This is a genomic window from Pseudomonas sp. PD9R (assembly GCF_019200975.1).
In the GTDB taxonomy this organism is placed as follows: Bacteria; Pseudomonadota; Gammaproteobacteria; order Pseudomonadales; family Pseudomonadaceae; genus Aquipseudomonas.
Genome location: NZ_JAHTMR010000008.1, coordinates 184288 through 201761, shown reverse-complemented (window position 1 = coordinate 201761; position 17474 = coordinate 184288). Strand labels below are relative to the sequence as shown.

16 protein-coding genes are annotated in these 17474 nt (G+C 59.7%); 9 read left to right on the top strand and 7 right to left on the bottom strand.

Annotated features, from left to right (window positions below; all coding sequences use genetic code 11):
- Positions 1–145: 145 nt before the first annotated feature.
- The 3 genes from KUF73_RS17520 (at position 146) to KUF73_RS17510 (ending at position 3441) form a co-directional block, all read left to right on the top strand.
- Positions 146–778: a LysE family transporter gene (locus tag KUF73_RS17520; protein ID WP_218439314.1), complete on the top strand. Its 633-nt coding sequence runs from the start codon at positions 146–148 to the stop codon at positions 776–778.
- A gap of 198 nt (positions 779–976) precedes the next feature.
- A complete protein-coding gene (locus KUF73_RS17515; RefSeq protein ID WP_218439313.1) occupies positions 977–2875 on the top strand; it encodes a cytochrome c/FTR1 family iron permease in 1899 nt (632 codons plus the stop codon).
- A 110-nt stretch (positions 2876–2985) separates the two neighbouring features.
- A complete protein-coding gene (locus KUF73_RS17510) occupies positions 2986–3441 on the top strand; it encodes a YaiI/YqxD family protein (protein WP_218439312.1) in 456 nt (151 codons plus the stop codon).
- Between the two features lie 112 nt (positions 3442–3553).
- On the opposite strand, the gene elbB is transcribed toward KUF73_RS17510, so the two are convergent.
- Positions 3554–4222, bottom strand: a complete 669-nt coding sequence (elbB, locus tag KUF73_RS17505) for an isoprenoid biosynthesis glyoxalase ElbB (protein ID WP_218439311.1) — start codon at positions 4220–4222, stop codon at positions 3554–3556.
- A gap of 115 nt (positions 4223–4337) precedes the next feature.
- Between elbB and KUF73_RS17500 the strand changes: the two genes are divergently transcribed.
- A complete protein-coding gene (locus tag KUF73_RS17500) occupies positions 4338–5573 on the top strand; it encodes a sterol desaturase family protein (RefSeq protein ID WP_218439310.1) in 1236 nt (411 codons plus the stop codon).
- Here KUF73_RS17500 and KUF73_RS17495 read toward each other — a convergent pair.
- Entirely contained in the window at positions 5554–6186 is a 633-nt protein-coding gene (locus KUF73_RS17495; protein WP_218439309.1) for a DedA family protein, read from the bottom strand. The two genes, KUF73_RS17500 and KUF73_RS17495, sit on opposite strands and share 20 nt — an antisense overlap.
- A 207-nt stretch (positions 6187–6393) precedes the next feature.
- Here KUF73_RS17495 and hemB point away from each other — a divergent pair, with 207 nt between their 5' ends.
- Both hemB and ppk1 read left to right on the top strand, forming a co-directional pair.
- Positions 6394–7407 (top strand): porphobilinogen synthase, encoded by a 1014-nt coding sequence (hemB, locus tag KUF73_RS17490; RefSeq protein WP_218439308.1) that lies wholly within the window; start codon positions 6394–6396, stop codon positions 7405–7407.
- Positions 7408–7425: 18 nt separating this feature from the next.
- Entirely contained in the window at positions 7426–9648 is a 2223-nt protein-coding gene (gene ppk1 / locus KUF73_RS17485) for a polyphosphate kinase 1 (RefSeq protein WP_218439307.1), read from the top strand.
- A gap of 201 nt (positions 9649–9849) precedes the next feature.
- On the opposite strand, the gene ppx is transcribed toward ppk1, so the two are convergent.
- The 5 genes from ppx to KUF73_RS17460 form a co-directional block, all read right to left on the bottom strand.
- Positions 9850–11352: an exopolyphosphatase gene (gene ppx, locus KUF73_RS17480; RefSeq protein ID WP_218439306.1), complete on the bottom strand. Its 1503-nt coding sequence runs from the start codon at positions 11350–11352 to the stop codon at positions 9850–9852.
- A gap of 233 nt (positions 11353–11585) precedes the next feature.
- Entirely contained in the window at positions 11586–12323 is a 738-nt protein-coding gene (locus KUF73_RS17475; RefSeq protein ID WP_218439305.1) for an amino acid ABC transporter ATP-binding protein, read from the bottom strand.
- On the bottom strand, positions 12310–12960 hold the full coding sequence (locus KUF73_RS17470) for an amino acid ABC transporter permease (RefSeq protein ID WP_218439304.1): 651 nt from the start codon (positions 12958–12960) through the stop codon (positions 12310–12312). The genes KUF73_RS17475 and KUF73_RS17470 overlap by 14 nt, the downstream gene beginning before the upstream one ends.
- Entirely contained in the window at positions 12957–13625 is a 669-nt protein-coding gene (locus tag KUF73_RS17465; protein WP_218439303.1) for an amino acid ABC transporter permease, read from the bottom strand. The genes KUF73_RS17470 and KUF73_RS17465 overlap by 4 nt, the downstream gene beginning before the upstream one ends.
- Before the next feature lie 22 nt (positions 13626–13647).
- On the bottom strand, positions 13648–14433 hold the full coding sequence (locus KUF73_RS17460) for a transporter substrate-binding domain-containing protein (RefSeq protein WP_218439302.1): 786 nt from the start codon (positions 14431–14433) through the stop codon (positions 13648–13650).
- A gap of 257 nt (positions 14434–14690) precedes the next feature.
- Between KUF73_RS17460 and KUF73_RS17455 the strand changes: the two genes are divergently transcribed.
- From KUF73_RS17455 to rho, 3 genes are all read left to right on the top strand, one after another.
- Positions 14691–15398, top strand: a complete 708-nt coding sequence (locus tag KUF73_RS17455) for a FadR/GntR family transcriptional regulator (protein ID WP_218439301.1) — start codon at positions 14691–14693, stop codon at positions 15396–15398.
- 121 nt (positions 15399–15519) lie between these two features.
- Positions 15520–15849, top strand: coding sequence for a thioredoxin TrxA (gene trxA / locus KUF73_RS17450; protein WP_003206727.1), 330 nt, complete (start codon positions 15520–15522; stop codon positions 15847–15849).
- 247 nt (positions 15850–16096) lie between these two features.
- Positions 16097–17356: a transcription termination factor Rho gene (gene rho, locus KUF73_RS17445; protein WP_046039047.1), complete on the top strand. Its 1260-nt coding sequence runs from the start codon at positions 16097–16099 to the stop codon at positions 17354–17356.
- Positions 17357–17474 lie beyond the last annotated feature (118 nt).

Sequence of the window (17474 nt, the reverse complement as noted above, 5' to 3'; positions counted from 1 at the left end):
GCATTCCGATGTAGGAGCTGCCGAAGGCTGCGATCTTTTGCTTTTGGCGTTTCGCGGTCCTCGGTTCCTGCAAAAAAAACGATAGTCATCGGCCCGAAGCCGCATTAGCTTAGACGTCTGTCACGAGTCTGAGTCGAGGTGTGCAATGGAGCTTCAAACATGGCTGGCGTTTTTTGCCGCCTGCTGGGTGATCAGCCTGTCTCCCGGTGCCGGCGCCATTGCGTCGATGTCCAGCGGTCTGCAATACGGTTTCTGGCGCGGTTACTGGAACGCCCTGGGCCTGCAATTGGGCCTGGCCTTGCAGATTGCGATTGTGGGTGCCGGTGTCGGCGCCATCCTCACGGCTTCTGCCACGGCCTTCCTGGCGATCAAATGGTTCGGCGTGGCGTATCTGGTTTACCTCGCGATCAAGCAATGGCGTGCACTGCCCAGCGACATGAGCGATGACGCGGCCATACGCCAGATCGGCAAGCCGATGGCCTTGGTGTTCCGCGGTTTTCTGGTGAACATCAGCAACCCCAAGGCGCTGGTCTTCATGCTGGCGGTGCTCCCGCAATTCATCAATCCGCACGCCCCTCTGCTGATCCAGTACGTGGTGATTGGCGTGACCATGATCTGTGTCGACCTGATCGTCATGGCGGGTTATACCGGTTTGGCGTCCAAGGTGCTGCGCCTGTTGCGCACACCCAAGCAGCAAAAACGCATGAACCGTACCTTTGCCGGTCTGTTCATTGGCGCGGCGGCGTTCATGGCGACGCTGCGCAAAGCCGCGGTGTAAAACAGCAATGCATCAAAAAGGCGACCTTTTCAGGTCGCCTTTTTTATGTGCGCGAAATGGCCTCAGGGCGCCTTTTTCCCAATCCCCGGACTTGGGTTTTGTAGTGACTTGCCGAGAGGGCCAACGCAGACAAAGCTTGAGTGAAAGTGATTGGGAGGGAACAATATATTACTTCGTGTTTCCAATTGAGATTCATTCATGATTGCCCCGTCCCGTTACCTGGCCTGGCTGTTAGTGCCGCTGTTTGCCTTATGCAGTTCCAACCTGCTGGCGGACACGGTCGAAGGCACCCCGCAAGCCCTGCATTTACTCGACTATATCGGTGCGGATTACCCGGAAGCGGTGCAAGCAGGCAAGGTCGTCAACGAGGCTGAATACCGCGAGCAACTGGAATTCGTCGGGGCGCTGCAAGGCTTGGTTGCCGCGATGCCGGGCAAGCCTGAAAAGGCTGGATTGGAGCAAGGCATCAGTGCTTTACAGGTAGCAATCACTGCTCGCCAGGATGGCGCGGATGTCGCCCGTCAGGCCCGGCAACTCGGTGCGAAACTGGCCGTGGCCTATGAAGTCAGTCAGGCCCCGATCATTACCCCGGACCCGACTCGTGGGGCACCGTTGTATGCCCAGCATTGTTCGGTGTGCCACGGTGACACAGGCGCTGGCGACGGCCCGGCGGGGTTAGGCCTGACGCCGCCGCCAGCCAATCTGCGTGATACCACGCGACTGGATCACCTGAGCCTCTACGCGATCTACAACACCCTGGGTCTCGGGGTTGAAGGCACCGACATGCCAGCCTTCGCCGATCAGCTGGACGATCGTCAGCGTTGGGATCTGGCGACCTACATCGCCAGCTTCAGTGCCGATTCGGCCACAACCAATAGCGACAAAACCTACAACATTGCCGATCTGGCCCGTCAGACGCCGGCCGAAGTGCAGGCCGCTGACGGTCCGCAAGCCGCGGCAAACTTCCGCGCACAACGGGCGCAACCGCCGCAGGTCAAACGTGGCCCGGCGCAGTTGCTCGATTACACCGCCGCGACCCTGGACAAGAGCGTTGCGGCCTACCGTGCCGGTGAACACGATCAGGCTTACGACTTGTCAGTGGCGGCGTACCTGGAGGGCTTCGAGCTGGTCGAAAGCTCCCTGGACAACGTTGACGCCAACGTGCGCAAAGACACTGAAAAGTCGCTGATGGCTTACCGTCAGTCGTTGCAGGACGGCTTGCCGCTTGAGCAAGTCGAGCAGCGTCTGGATGCGGCCAAGGCGAAATTGAAGACCTCTGCCGGGTTGTTGGGCAACGACGGCTTGAGCTGGTCCCTGAGCTACATCTCCGGTCTATTGATTTTGCTGCGCGAAGGTCTGGAAGCGATTCTGGTACTGGCGGCGATCCTCGCGTTTCTGCGTAACACCGGCCAACAGTCGGCGGTGCGCAGCGTTAACGTCGGTTGGGGCCTGGCGCTGTTGGCCGGTTTGGGCACCTGGGCGTTGGCGGCGTATGTGATTGATGTCAGCGGTTCGCAGCGTGAATTGCTGGAAGGCGCGACGGCTTTGTTTGCCAGCGTCATGGTGCTGTGGCTCGGCGTGTGGATGCACGACCGTCGTCACGCAGCGGCGTGGCAGGATTACATCAAGAGCAGCCTGGTAGGCGGTGGCGGTCGTTTCGGCTTCGCGATCCTGGCGTTCTTTTCGGTGTATCGCGAACTGTTCGAAGTGATCCTGTTCTACGAAACCCTGTGGTTGCAAGCCGGTCCCGCCGGCCATGACGCAGTGCTGGCCGGGGGCGCCACGGCGTTGGTGTTGTTGGTCGGTCTGGCCTGGGTGATCCTGCGAGGTTCGGCAAAACTGCCGTTGACGCTGTTCTTCAGCATCAACGCCGCTCTACTGTGCGCGCTGTCGGTGGTGTTCGCCGGGCATGGCGTCAAGGCGCTACAGGAAGCCGGGATTTTCGGCACGCGTCCGGTACCGTTCTTCGAATTCGACTGGCTGGGGATCCATGCAGATGCTTACTCGCTAAGTGCTCAGGCAGTGGCGATCATTGCGATCATCGTGCTGTATGGCCGTAGCTGGGTGGCCGAGAAGCGGCGGGTGCAGCTTTCTTAAACAGCATTCGCTTCGCTTACATTCGCGGGCAAGCCTCGCTCCTACGGGTTTAGCGTTAACCTTGTAGGAGCGAGGCTTGCCCGCGATGTTTTTCAACAGAGGAAAACCTGATGCGTGTCTGGATCGATGCTGATGCTTGCCCTCGGGCGGCCAAGGATCTGGTGGTGAAATTCGCCCTCAAGCGCCAGTTTGAAGTGGTGCTGGTGGCCGGGCAGCCGCAAACCAAGCCGGGCCTGGCGCTGGTGAAGCTGATCGTGGTGCCAAGCGGCCCGGATGCGGCCGACGACTACCTGGTGGAACACGCGGTCCCAGGTGAGCTGGTGATCTGCAGCGACGTACCGCTGGCTGACCGTTTGGTGAAGAAGGGCGTTGCCGCGCTGGACCCGCGAGGCAAGGAGTTCGATGCGCAGAACATGGGCGATCGGCTGGCCGTGCGTAACCTGTTCACCGATCTGCGCGAACAGGGACAGATGAGCGGCGGGCCGGCGCCGTTTGGCGAGCGCGAGAAACAGGCGTTTGCCAATGCGCTGGATCGGATTTTGACTCGACTGGCGCGTAACGCCTGACAAGATCGCAGCCTTCGGCAGCTCCTACATGGATTGTGCCCGCCGCAAATTACGGTTCAACGCGAGCACCTGTAGGAGCTGGCGCAGCCTGCGATCTTTTGATCTTGCGTTTTTATGCGTCGTTTTCGTGGGTCAGTTCGAGCACGCGGTCGACCAGTTTGTTAATACCCGACGCGGCCTCACTGATTGATTGCGCCAGCATATACGCCGGCGTCGTCACCAGCCTGCGCGCCTCGTCTTCGACAATATCGCTCACCGCACAGTCCTTGTGAGTCGCGCCCATCTTGTTCAGCGCGGCGGCGGTGTCGGCGTCGTTACCGATGGTGCAGACCACGCCTGGTCCATAGATTTTTGCCGCGAGGGCCGGCGATATGCACAGCAGGCCTACCGGTTTTCCGGCCTCGGCAAAGGCTTCGGTCAGTGCCAGCACGTCCGGTTGCACGGTGCAGCCTGTACCTTCGATCGCGAAGTTGGAAAGGTTCTTCGCCGAACCGAAACCACCAGGAACAATCAGCGCATCGAAATCTTCGGCATCGGCTTCACGGATATCCTTGACCTCGCCACGGGCGATTCGCGCCGACTCCACAAGCACGTTGCGCGACTCCGGCATTTCTTCGCCGGTCAGGTGGTTGATCACATGTAACTGCGCAATGTTCGGGGCGAAACATTGAACCTGCGCGCCACGCTGGTCCAGGCGCAGCAAGGTAATCACGCTTTCGTAAATCTCGGCGCCGTCGTACACACCACAACCGGAAAGGATCACTGCAACTTTTTTGCTCATGGGCTTTTCTCCAGATTCATGGCGTTAAATGTCCACTAATTTGTCACTCGTTGCCATAGGGTTAATTCGCGGCTACACATAGCATCTGTCCTCAAGATTCCGATCAGGGCGCGTCATGGACTTCATTCTGTATGCGGTGCCGTTTTTCTTTGTGCTGATCGCCGTCGAGCTGCTGGCCGACCGTTGGCGCGGGGTGAGCAATTATCGGGTGGCGGACGCGATCAACAGCATCAGCACCGGCGTGCTGTCGACCACCACGGGCCTGTTGACCAAGGGCGTGGGGCTGGTCACCTACGCGTTTGCCCTCAAGCATCTGGCGCTGTTCGAACTGTCGGCCAACAGCATTTGGGTCTGGGTGTTTGCCTTCGTTTTTTACGACTTCTGCTACTACTGGCTGCATCGCATGGGCCATGAGCGCAACATTCTCTGGGCCGCGCATTCGGTGCACCACCAGAGCGAGGACTACAACCTCTCCACCGCCCTGCGCCAGACCAGCACCGGGTTTCTGCTGAGCTGGATCTTCTACCTGCCCATAGCCGTGCTGGGCGTGCCGCTGCTGGTGTTTATCAGCGTTGCCGCGCTCAACCTGCTGTACCAGTTCTGGGTGCATACTCGGCACATTCCCAAGCTTGGCTGGTTCGAGTGGTTCTTTGTCACGCCGTCCAATCATCGGGCTCACCATGCACAGAACGCTCTCTACATGGATCGCAACTACGGCGGCGTGTTCATTATTTGGGACCGCCTGTTCGGCTCGTTCCAGGAAGAGGACGACAACGAGCCGGTGATTTTCGGTGTGACCACGCCGCTGGCGAGTTGGAACCCGGTGTGGGCCAACGTGCAATTCTATGCGCAGTTGTGGGCGGACGCGCGGCGTGCCGAACGTCTGTGGGACAAGCTGCGAATCTGGTTCATGCGCACCGGTTGGCGGCCGGCGGACGTGGCGGCGAAATACCCGATGCACAAGCCGGACCTGAGTCAGTTCCACAAATTCGAAGTGCCGCTGGACGGACGGCAGCAGCTCTACATCCTGCTGCAGTTCTGCGTCTACATCGCACTGGGCAGCTATTTGATGAACCTGGAGCCGAGCCTGCCGACCGCCGCCCTGGTGTTGGGCTGGGGTGCGGTGGCGCTGGGGTTGTTCGTGTTGGGCGTGGCCCTGGAGAATCGCCCGTGGGCGTTGAAGCTGGAGCTGCTGCGGCTGGCGTCGAATGTGCCGTTGGTGTGGCTGGCGCCGCTGGTGGGGCTGTGGCCGGCCAGCGCGGTGGGCTGGGTCGGCCTGCTCAGCTACAGCCTGCTCAGCGGCATCGGTCTCTACTGCTGCAGAAACCGCTTTACTCGGTTGGCTTCTTAGATTCGCCAGGGTTGGCCTTGTCGGCCTTCAGTGCTTGTTCGTCGGCATAGACCTGTTTGGCCAGACGGGCATTCTTGAAGCGCCGGCGCAGCCACAGGCCCACGCCCAGAATGAGCAGGGCGCCAAGCACCCATAGCTCATATTTCTTCACACTGCCGAGCATGCCTTCGAGCACCGCACCGAAATGATAAGCGGCGGCCGCCAGCGCGGCGGCCCAGATTGCCGCACCAATCCCGTTCAGCAGCAGGTAGCGGCCCGGCGGATAGCCCGACAGGCCAATGGCCACTGGCATCACCGTGCGCAGGCCGTAGACGAAGCGGAAGCTCAGCACCCAGATGTCCGGGTGCTTGCGAATATGTTCCAGCGCCCGGTCACCCATCATTTGCCAGCGGGGTTTGCGCGCCAGCAACTTGCGCCCGTGCTTGCGTCCCAGGAAGTACCACAGCTGATCGCCGGCATAACTGCCGCAGAAAGCGACAACCACCACCAGGTTGATGTCCATGTATCCACGGAACGCGAGGAAGCCTGCGAGCACCAGAATGGTTTCGCCTTCGAAGAACGTGCCGAGAAACAAGGCAAAGTAGCCGAAGTCATGCAGAAATTGTTGGAGCATTGTCTGGGTGCTGGCGAAATGAACGCGCAGCCTAACCCTTCGTACACATTCAGGAAAGTGTCCAAATGTGTCTCGACGTGAACATTTCCTACAAGGACAATGGAATGCGGCTACCTGTCGCAGGATGCACACAACTGTAATGTGTTCGTCATAATGGCCGCTTATAACTGTCACGCTCGCCCGTCTGCGCGGGCTCAGGAGTCTGCCGTGAGCTTTACCCCCGCCAACCGTTTATTCCCTGCAACCCGCCTGCGCCGCAACCGCCGTGATGATTTTTCGCGTCGACTGGTCCGTGAAAACGTCCTGACCGTCGATGACCTGATCCTGCCAGTGTTCGTACTGGACGGTGAAAACCGTCGCGAAGCGGTGGCCTCGATGCCGGGCGTCGAGCGCCTGACCATCGACCTGTTGCTGGAAGAAGCGGCCAAGTGGGTCGAACTGGGGATTCCGGCGCTGGCGCTGTTCCCGGTGACGCCACCTGAGCTCAAGTCGCTGGACGCCGCGGAAGCCTGGAACCCCAACGGCATTGCCCAGCGAGCCACCCGCGCCTTGCGTGCGCAGTTCCCTGAGCTGGGTGTGATCACTGATGTCGCGCTGGACCCGTTCACCACCCACGGTCAGGACGGCATCCTCGACGAAGAAGGCTATGTGCAGAACGACATCACCGTCGACGCACTGGTCAGGCAAGCTCTGTCCCATGCCGAAGCCGGCGCTCAGGTCGTCGCCCCGTCGGACATGATGGACGGTCGTATCCAGGCGATCCGTGAAGCCCTCGAACTGGCCGATCACGTCAACGTGCGGATCATGGCCTACTCGGCGAAGTACGCCAGCGCCTATTACGGCCCGTTCCGCGACGCGGTCGGTTCGGCGTTGAACCTGGGCAAGGCCAACAAGGCCTCCTATCAGATGGACCCGGCCAACAGCAACGAAGCCCTGCACGAAGTGGCGGCGGACTTGTCAGAAGGCGCAGACATGGTCATGGTCAAGCCAGGCATGCCCTACCTGGACATCCTCTACCGGGTCAAAGAAGAATTCAAAGTGCCGACGTTTGTTTATCAAGTCAGCGGCGAGTACGCCATGCACATGGCGGCGATACAGAATGGCTGGTTGAGCGAAGGGGTTATCCTCGAATCCCTGACCGCTTTTAAACGTGCAGGCGCTGATGGCATCCTGACCTACTTTGCCGTTCGCGCAGCTCAATTGTTACGAGAGCAAAAATAGCCCTCCCAGGAACATTCGATGAATACCGAAGGACTCACTGAAGTTGCCGTAAAAGACGCTCAACCTGTGGTGGAGCAACTCGACGAAACCCCGCCGGAGCTGGAACCTGCTCCACCCGCGCCGGTGACCGAGGCCGCTCCGGCGGCGCCCGCGATTGCCATTCCAGGCCTGGATGACAGCAGCCTGTACATCCATCGCGAGCTGTCGCAACTGCAGTTCAACATTCGCGTGCTGGAACAGGCGCTGGATGAATCCTATCCGTTGCTGGAGCGGCTGAAGTTTCTGCTGATCTTCTCCAGCAACCTGGATGAGTTCTTCGAAATTCGCGTGGCCGGCCTCAAGAAGCAGATCACCTTCGCCCGTGAACAGGCGGGTGCCGATGGCTTGCAACCGCATCAGGCATTGGCCCGTATCAGCGAACTGGTTCACGGTCACGTTGACCGTCAGTACGCAATCCTTAACGACATTTTGTTGCCGGAGCTGGAAAAACATCAGGTCCGCTTCATCCGTCGCCGTCATTGGACGACCAAGCTCAAAACCTGGGTTCGCCGCTATTTCCGCGACGAAATCGCGCCGATCATCACCCCGATCGGCCTCGACCCGACGCACCCGTTCCCGTTGCTGGTGAACAAGAGCCTGAACTTCATCGTCGAGCTCGAAGGCATCGACGCCTTCGGTCGCGATTCCGGTCTGGCGATCATCCCGGCACCGCGTCTGCTGCCACGGGTCATCAAGGTCCCGGAAGAAGTCGGCGGCGCTGGCGACAATTACGTGTTCCTCTCGTCGATGATCCACGCCCACGCCGATGACCTGTTCCAGGGCATGAAGGTCAAGGGCTGCTATCAGTTCCGTCTCACCCGAAACGCTGACCTGGCGCTCGACTCCGAAGACGTCGAAGACCTTGCGCGCGCCCTGCGTGGCGAGTTGTTCTCTCGTCGCTACGGTGATGCGGTGCGTCTGGAAGTGGCCGACACCTGCCCGAAACATCTATCTGACTATCTGCTCAAGCAATTCAACCTGAGCGAGACCGAGCTGTATCAGGTCAACGGTCCGGTGAACCTGACGCGCCTGTTCAGCATCACCGGCCTGGACAGCCAGCGTGAGCTGCAATATCTGCCGTTCACGCCACAAATTCCGAAGCTGCTGCAGAACAGCGAAAACATCTTCAGCGTGATCAGCAAGCAGGACATCCTGCTGCTGCACCCGTTTGAGTCATTCACCCCGGTGGTCGACCTGCTGCGCCAGGCTGCCAAAGACCCGCACGTTTTGGCGGTGCGTCAGACCCTGTACCGCTCTGGCGCCAACTCGGAAATCGTCGATGCGCTGGTGGATGCGGCGCGTAACGGCAAGGAAGTCACCGCGGTCATCGAATTGCGTGCACGGTTCGACGAAGAGTCCAACCTGCAGCTGGCCAGCCGCCTGCAAGCGGCCGGTGCGGTGGTGATCTACGGCGTGGTCGGCTTCAAGACCCACGCCAAGATGATGCTGATCCTGCGCCGCGAAGCCGGCGAGATCGTGCGCTATGCGCATTTGGGCACGGGTAACTACCACGCCGGTAATGCCCGCCTGTATACCGACTACAGCCTGCTGACCTCCGACGACGCATTGTGCGAAGACGTCGGAAAACTGTTCAGCCAGTTGATCGGCATGGGTAAGACGCTGCGCATGAAGAAGCTGCTGCATGCGCCGTTCACCCTGAAAAAGGGCATGCTCGACATGATTGCCCGCGAAACCCAGTTCGCCCTCGACGGCAAACCGGCGCACATCATCGCCAAATTCAACTCGCTGACCGATCCGAAGATCATCCGCGCGTTGTACAAGGCCAGTCAGTCCGGCGTGCGCATCGATCTCGTGGTACGCGGCATGTGCTGCCTGCGGCCGGGCATCGCCGGGGTTTCGCACAACATTCACGTGCGCTCTATCATCGGTCGCTTCCTGGAGCACACCCGGGTTTTCTACTTCCTCAATGGCGGCGAAGAGCAGATGTTCCTCTCCAGCGCCGACTGGATGGAGCGCAACCTCGACAAGCGCGTCGAGACTTGCTTTCCGGTCGAGGGCAAGAAGCTGATCATGCGGGTCAAGAAAGAACTGGAGTTGTATCTCACCGATAACACCCACAGCTGGAGCTTGCAGTCGGACGGTCGCTACGTCCGCAACACGCCCACCGGCAACCAGAACCCGCGCAGTGCCCAGGCAACCTTGCTGGAGCGTTTGGGCAGCCCGATCCTGGCAGTTCGCTAACGCGAAAGTCGTGCAATAAAAAATGGCGATCCCAAGGGGTCGCCATTTTTGTCTGATTGCCGAAACCGCTCCCTGCGGATCGCTATTTCTAACTGTCGAAACCGTCCCCTGTAGGAGCTGCCGAAGGCTGCGATCTTTTGATCTTGCTTTAAAAGATCAAAAGATCGCAGCCTGCGGCGGCTCCTACAGGGGGCCGCGTGACTAGCGGATATTCAGTACGAAGTTGACGCGGGTAAGCCATTCCGCTTCCAGGCCGAAGTCGGCCTGGGTCAGCTGGTTTTCGTCCAGCCAGTTTTCCGGGAACCGCACATCGAGGCTGTCGCCATTGGCGTGCAGCACAACCTGCGGCATTTGCTGGGTGCCACGGATGTGATGAAACAGGATCGCAAAGCGCAGCAGCACGCACAGGCGAATCAGTTTGATGCCGTCGTCGCCGAACTCGGCGAATTTGTCCTTGGGTATGTTACGGCGGTGGCCACGCACCAACAGCGCAAGCATTTGCTGGTCTTCGCGTGAGAACCCGGCCAGGTCCGAGTGCTCGATCAGGTAGGCGCCGTGCTTGTGGTAGTGATAGTGGGCAATGTCCAGGCCCACTTCATGGACCTTGGCGGCCCAGCCGAGCAGCTCGCGCCAGACGCCGTCATCAAGGTCCCAATCCGCAGCCACCTGATCGAAGGCATGCAAGGCCTTGCGCTCAACCCGCACGGCTTGCTCCAGGTCAACGTGATAACGCTCCATCAACGAGCTCAGAGTGCGCTCGCGCACGTCCTCGTGGTGATGGCGGCCCAGCAGGTCGTAAAGCACGCCTTCACGCAGGGCGCCTTCACAGTGGTCCATGCGTTGCAGTTCGAGGGCATCGAAAATGGCTTCGAGAATCGCCAGGCCGGCCGGGAAAATCGCGCGGCGATCGGGCTTGATGCCTTCGAAGTCGATTTTGTCGACATCACCGAGCTTGAACAGCTTGCGCTTGAGCCAGCCCAGACCTTCGGCATTTACCTCGCCGGTGCCATGACCGCCGGCCTTCAAGGCCAGGCCGATGGCGCGGATGGTGCCCGAGGAGCCGATGGCTTCATCCCAGGTCAGGCGGTGCAGGGCATGTTCGATGCTCATGATCTCCAGCCGCGCCGCCGTGTACGCCTGGGCGTAGCGGGCCGGGGTGATTTTGCCGTCCTTGAAATAACGCTGGGTGAAGCTGACGCAGCCCATTTGCAGGCTTTCGCGCAGCAACGGCTCGAAGCGCTGGCCGATGATGAACTCGGTACTGCCGCCACCGATATCGGCCACCAGGCGCTTGCCCGGCGTGTCGGCGAGGGTGTGGGACACGCCAAGGTAGATCAGACGCGCTTCTTCACGGCCGGAGATGACTTCTACCGGATGGCCGAGGATTTCTTCAGCGCGGTGGATAAATTCGCTGCGGTTGCGCGCTTCACGCAGGGCGTTGGTGCCGACGATTCGCACGGCGCCAGGCGGCATACCGTTGATCAGTTGGGCGAAGCGTTTCAGGCAGTCGAGCCCGCGCTGCATGGATTCTTCGTTGAGCTTGCGCTCGTCGTCGATGCCGGCGGCCAGCTGAACCTTTTCCCCGAGACGTTCGAGAATACGGATTTCGCCGTTCTGGGCCTTGGCCACGACCATGTGAAAGCTGTTGGAGCCCAGGTCGATTGCGGCGATCAGGGACAGATTCTTGGCTTGGGATTGCGGCATGGTGTGGGGTCTCGGTCGATTACCTCGACATCGTGCCACGATCAAACGCTGCCGCCAACGCGTACGGCGCAAAGCCTTGATATGGCGCAACCCTGTGGCGAGGGAGCTTGCTCCCGCTGGGGTGCGAAGCAGCCCCTAATCCATCCACCTCGATTTTCAGCCAGATATCGCGTGCATGGGTTTTACGAGGGCTGCGCCGCCGAACGGGAGCAAGCTCCCTCGCCGCAGAGGCTTCAGCCGGCGGCTTCCACGGTCCCAATAAAATTCGCCAACTCCGCCGTGCGCGGATTGGCAAACAACACTTTCGGATCACCCACCTCATGCACTTTGCCCTGATGCATGAACACCAACTTGTCCCCAACCTCCCGGGCAAAGCGCATTTCGTGGGTGACCATGATCAGCGTCATGCCTTCCTTGGCTAGTTGCCGGACCACGCTCAGCACTTCATTGACCAACTCCGGGTCCAGCGCCGAGGTGATTTCATCGCACAGCAACACCTTGGGCGACATCGCCAGCGCGCGGGCAATTGCCACCCGTTGCTGTTGCCCACCGGACAACCGATCCGGGAAGGCATCGAATTTCTCTCCCAGCCCGACCCGTTCCAACATCTGACGCGCCAGTTCGGCGGCTTTGGCTTTCGGCACTTTTTGCACCACTTGCGGCGCGAGCATGACGTTCTCGCCGACCGTCAGGTGTGGGAACAGATTGAACTGCTGGAACACCATGCCGACTTTCTGTCGCAGGCTGCGCAAGTCAGCGCGGGCGGCATCGAGGTATTCGCCGTCGACTTCAATGACGCCATCGTTGATCGACTCCAGCCCATTGAGGGTGCGCAGCAGAGTCGATTTACCCGAGCCACTGCGCCCGATGATCGCCACCACCTGGCCTTCCTCGACAGTCAGGTCGATGCCTTTGAGCACATGGTGATCGCCGTAGTATTTATGCAGGGCGGAAATTCTAAGCAGAGGCATGCAGTCTCCTTTCCAGGTAGCGCGCACTGAGGGACAAGGGATAACAAAGGAGGAAGTAACCAAGCGCTACCAGTCCATAAACCATGAAGGGTTCGAAGGTGGCGTTGGCGAGCATGCCGCCGGTTTTGGTCAGCTCGGTGAAACCGATAATCGAGGTCACAGCCGTGCCTTTGACCACTTGCACAGAAAACCCGACGGTCGGTGCCACGGCGATGCGCAGGGCTTGCGGCAGGATCACGTAGCGCAGTTGCTCCAGCGGGTTCAGCGCCAGGCTCGACGAGGCTTCCCACTGGCCGTTGGGGATCGATTCGACGCAACCGCGCCAGATCTCTGCCAGATACGCGCTGGTGAACAGCGTCAGGGCAATCGCCGCCGCCATCCACGGCGAAATGTCCACCCCGGCCAGTGCTACACCGAAGAACACCAGAAACAACTGCATCAACAGCGGCGTGCCCTGGAACAGTTCGATGTAGGTGCGGGCGAAATTGCGCGGCAGGGATTTGTCCGAGATGCGCATGACCATGATCAGCAAGCCGATCAGCCCGCCGCCAATGAAGGCCACCAGCGACAGCGCCAATGTCCACTGCAAACCCGTGAGCAAGTTGCGCACGATGTCCCAAAAGGTGAAGTCGCTCATTGGCTGTTCCTTGCGATGTAGCGGCGGCCGATCCAGTTCAGCAATTGGCGGATCAGCAACGCCATGCACAAATAGATCAGCGTGGTCAGGGCATAGGTTTCGAAGGCGCGGAAGTTGCGTGATTGAATGAAGTTGGCGGCGAAGCTCAATTCTTCGGTGGCGATCTGCGAACAGACCGCCGAGCCGAGCATCACAATGATGATCTGGCTGCTCAGGGCCGGCCAGACCTTGCTCAACGCCGGCAGCAACACCACGTGACGGAAGGCTTCGAAGCGCGTCATCGCCAGCGCCGCAGCGGCTTCGAGTTGACCTCGAGGGATCGCCTGAATGCCGGCGCGGATGATCTCGGTGGAATAGGCGCCGAGGTTGATCACCATTGCCAGCACCGCAGCCTGCCACTCGGAAATCTGCACGCCCAGGGACGGCAGGCCGAAAAAGATGAAAAACAACTGCACCAGAAACGGCGTGTTGCGGATCAACTCGACATAGACCCCGAAAATCCCGGCGAACGGGCGAATGTTCCACGCCCGCACCAGCGCCCCGATGATGCCCAGGGCCACACCGAGTACCGCACCTATGGCCGTCAGCTCAAGGGTGAACAATGCACCGCGCAACAGCAGATCGGTGTTTTGCACCACCGGCAAGAAATCGAACTGATAAGCCATAACGTGTCTCCTGCGCGCCGAATCAGAGGTCGGCCGGCAGCGGTTCTTTCAGCCAGGTCAGGGCATTTTTCTCCAGCGCGCCGTCGCTCTTGGCGGCGACGAGGATCTGATTGACCTTGTCCAGCAACGCCGGCTCGTTCTTGTTTACGCCCACGTAGACCGGCGAGTCCTTGAGTTTCACTTTCAGCGCCGGCACACGTTTCGGGCTCTTCTCGCTGATCGCGACCATCACCACGTTGCCACTGGCGATCAGATCGACCTGGCCGGCGAGGTACGCGGCGATGGTCGAGTTGTTGTCTTCGAAACGCTTGATGGTCACGCCTTCGGGGGCGACCTTGGTCAGCTCGATGTCTTCGATGGCGCCACGGGTGACGCTGATGGTCTTGCCCTTGAGGTCGTCCAGGCTCTTGATATCGGCGTCTGGAGGACCAAACACGGCGAGGTAGAACGGCGCGTAGGCGCGGGAGAAGTCGATGACCTTTTCACGCTCGGGGTTTTTGCCGAGGCTGGAAATCACCAGGTCCACCTTGCCGGTGGTCAGGAACGGGATGCGATTGGTGCTGTTGACCGGGGTCAGTTCGAGTTTGACCTTGAGCTGGTCGGCCAGCAGTTTCGCGGTGTCGATGTCCAGGCCGCGCGGCTTCATGTCCGGCCCGACCGAGCCGAAAGGCGGGAAGTCCTGAGGCACGGCGACTTTGAGGACGCCGCGCTTGACCACATCCTCCAGGCCGTCGGCGTGGGCGGGTGCCTGGCTCAGCATCAGGCTGGCAAACAGGGCGGCGAGGAGGGCGCTGTAGCGCTGGGTCATGGCAAATCTCCGAATCGGCGAGGAGTAATTTCTGCGATTCGACAGAGCATGGGCCATGCCAACATCAGGTTTTGGGGGCGGCAGACCGCGGTTTTACTGGTGTGAAAAGGTATTACTGGTCTGAACAGTCAGGTTGTATTTCGCACCTCGATAGCGCACCCGCAAAAATCGCCGAACCCCCATGGGGCACGACTTGCCGGGCGCCGCGAATAGCTTTACAACTAGCCGCACATTGGCCTGGTTACGTCTGGTAAACCATGAATTCGATATCCCGCGCCGTACCTGAAGTGGCGCTGCAAGCCATCCGCAAACTGATCACCGAACAGGGTTTCGGGCCGGGGGATGCCTTGCCTTCGCAACGCGACCTGGCCGTGCAATTAGGCGTGAGTCGGGCGTCGTTACGTGAAGCGTTGTCATCGCTGAGTGCGCTGGGGGTGATCATTATCCAGCCCGGTAAAGGCGTGTTCGTACAATCGCCGGTGGATCTGCCGCGAGGCGAGGCGACTCTGAGCTGGCCGTTCGCGGCGCAGGCTTCGCCGCTGGATATCTTCCAGTTGCGTTATGCGCTGGAGGGGTTTGCCGCAGGGCTGGCGGCCGTGACGTTGAGCACCGATGAACTTGATGCGTTGGAGGACAATGTCGCCGCCATGCGCCATGAACTGAAGTCCGGCGACTTCGAAGCGGCGGCACGCCTGGACTTCGAATTTCACCGGCGCATTTTGCTGGCCAGCGGTAATCAGGCGATGCTGAGCATCCTCACGGCCAGCGCCGAGATCTTCCTGGAAAGCCAGAAGTTACCGTTCATCCGGGCCGAACGGGCCATGGAGACCTGGCAGGAACACCGCAAAATCCTTCGCGCACTGGCCCGGCGAGCCTCCGGCGCTGCGCAGAAAGCCATGCACGAGCACGTGCGCAATGCCGCGTTGCGCACCGGCATTGCCTTCGTCGCTCCCGCCACGACGTGACTTGGGCTATACCCAAACTCATGGAACACCATAGCGAGACTCAATCAACTGCGGCTTCCTGAACGTGGGAAGGGCAGCTATGATGGGCCACGTTTTTTTGCTTACAACCCTGGAGAATTCCATGAGCAGCGATCTTATCAAACACGTTAGCGACGCTAGCTTCGAGGCCGACGTACTCAAGGCTGAAGGCGCTGTACTGGTCGATTACTGGGCTGAATGGTGCGGCCCTTGCAAAATGATCGCTCCTGTTCTGGACGAAATTGCCGAGACCTACAAAGGCAAGCTGACCGTTGCCAAACTGAACATCGACGAAAACCAGGAAACCCCGGCCAAGCATGGCGTGCGTGGTATCCCGACCCTGATGCTGTTCAAGAACGGCAACGTTGAAGCGACCAAGGTCGGCGCACTGTCGAAGTCGCAACTGGCTGCTTTCCTCGACGCCAACATCTAAGCGTCGTTGTAGCGTGTCACTAAAAGGCCCCGCAAATAGCGGGGCTTTTTCGTTGTCGAGGGCTAGACGCTCCGAAACTCAGGTGTTACATTCGGCCCCGCACTGGTTTCTCCAGTGCCCCCTGCTAGCCGTCGCCGACGCTCTCCTTTTCGAATAAGTACGCGATCCTGTCGCCTTCTCCGCGGCGCGGCCTCATTAAGCCAAAAGCTTAATTTCCCCCCTCCATAAATGATTACGTCATTCCTATATGAATCTGACTGAACTCAAGCAAAAGCCGATTACCGAACTGCTCGAATTGGCCGAACAGATGGGCATAGAAAATATGGCCCGTTCGCGCAAGCAGGACGTGATTTTCTCCCTGCTGAAAAAGCACGCGAAAAGCGGCGAGGAAATCTCCGGTGATGGCGTGCTGGAGATTCTCCAGGACGGCTTCGGCTTCCTCCGCTCTGCAGACGCCTCCTATCTCGCCGGCCCAGACGATATCTACGTCTCGCCGAGCCAGATCCGTCGCTTCAACTTGCGCACCGGTGACACCATCGTTGGCAAGATCCGTCCTCCGAAGGAAGGCGAGCGTTATTTCGCGCTGCTCAAGGTCGACACGATCAACTACGATCGTCCCGAGAACGCGAAAAACAAGATTCTCTTCGAGAACCTGACCCCGCTGTTCCCGACCGTGCGCATGAAGATGGAAGCCGGTAACGGTTCCACCGAAGACTTGACCGGTCGTGTCATCGACCTGTGCGCCCCGATCGGTAAAGGCCAGCGCGGTCTGATCGTTGCACCGCCGAAAGCCGGTAAAACGATCATGCTGCAGAACATCGCGGCGAACATCGCACGTAACAACCCTGAAGTTCATCTGATCGTGCTGCTGATCGACGAGCGTCCGGAAGAAGTAACCGAAATGCAGCGCACCGTGCGCGGCGAAGTGGTTGCCTCGACGTTCGACGAGCCACCAACCCGCCACGTGCAGGTTGCCGAAATGGTGATCGAGAAGGCCAAGCGCCTGGTCGAACACAAAAAGGACGTGGTGATCCTGCTCGACTCCATCACGCGTCTGGCCCGTGCCTACAACACCGTGATCCCGAGCTCCGGCAAGGTGCTGACCGGTGGTGTCGATGCCCACGCCCTGGAGAAACCGAAGCGTTTCTTCGGCGCCGCGCGGAACATCGAAGAAGGCGGCTCGCTGACCATCATCGCCACCGCGCTGGTTGAAACCGGCTCGAAGATGGACGAAGTGATCTACGAGGAATTCAAAGGCACCGGCAACATGGAACTGCCTCTGGATCGCCGTATCGCTGAAAAACGCGTCTTCCCGGCCATCAACATCAACCGTTCCGGTACTCGCCGCGAAGAGTTGCTGACGGCCGACGACGAGTTGCAGCGCATGTGGATCCTGCGCAAGCTGTTGCACCCGATGGATGAAGTGGCTGCAATCGAGTTCCTGGTCGACAAGCTGAAAACGACCAAGACCAACGATGAGTTCTTCCTGTCGATGAAGCGCAAGTAACACGCCAAGCCGTACTGAAAAAGTGGCGCCCTGAGGGGCGCCATTTTTTTGGTTCTTCACGGAATCCCGGGAAACACAGAAACAAGAACGCCGATTTGGTTGATGATGTTCGTGCGAG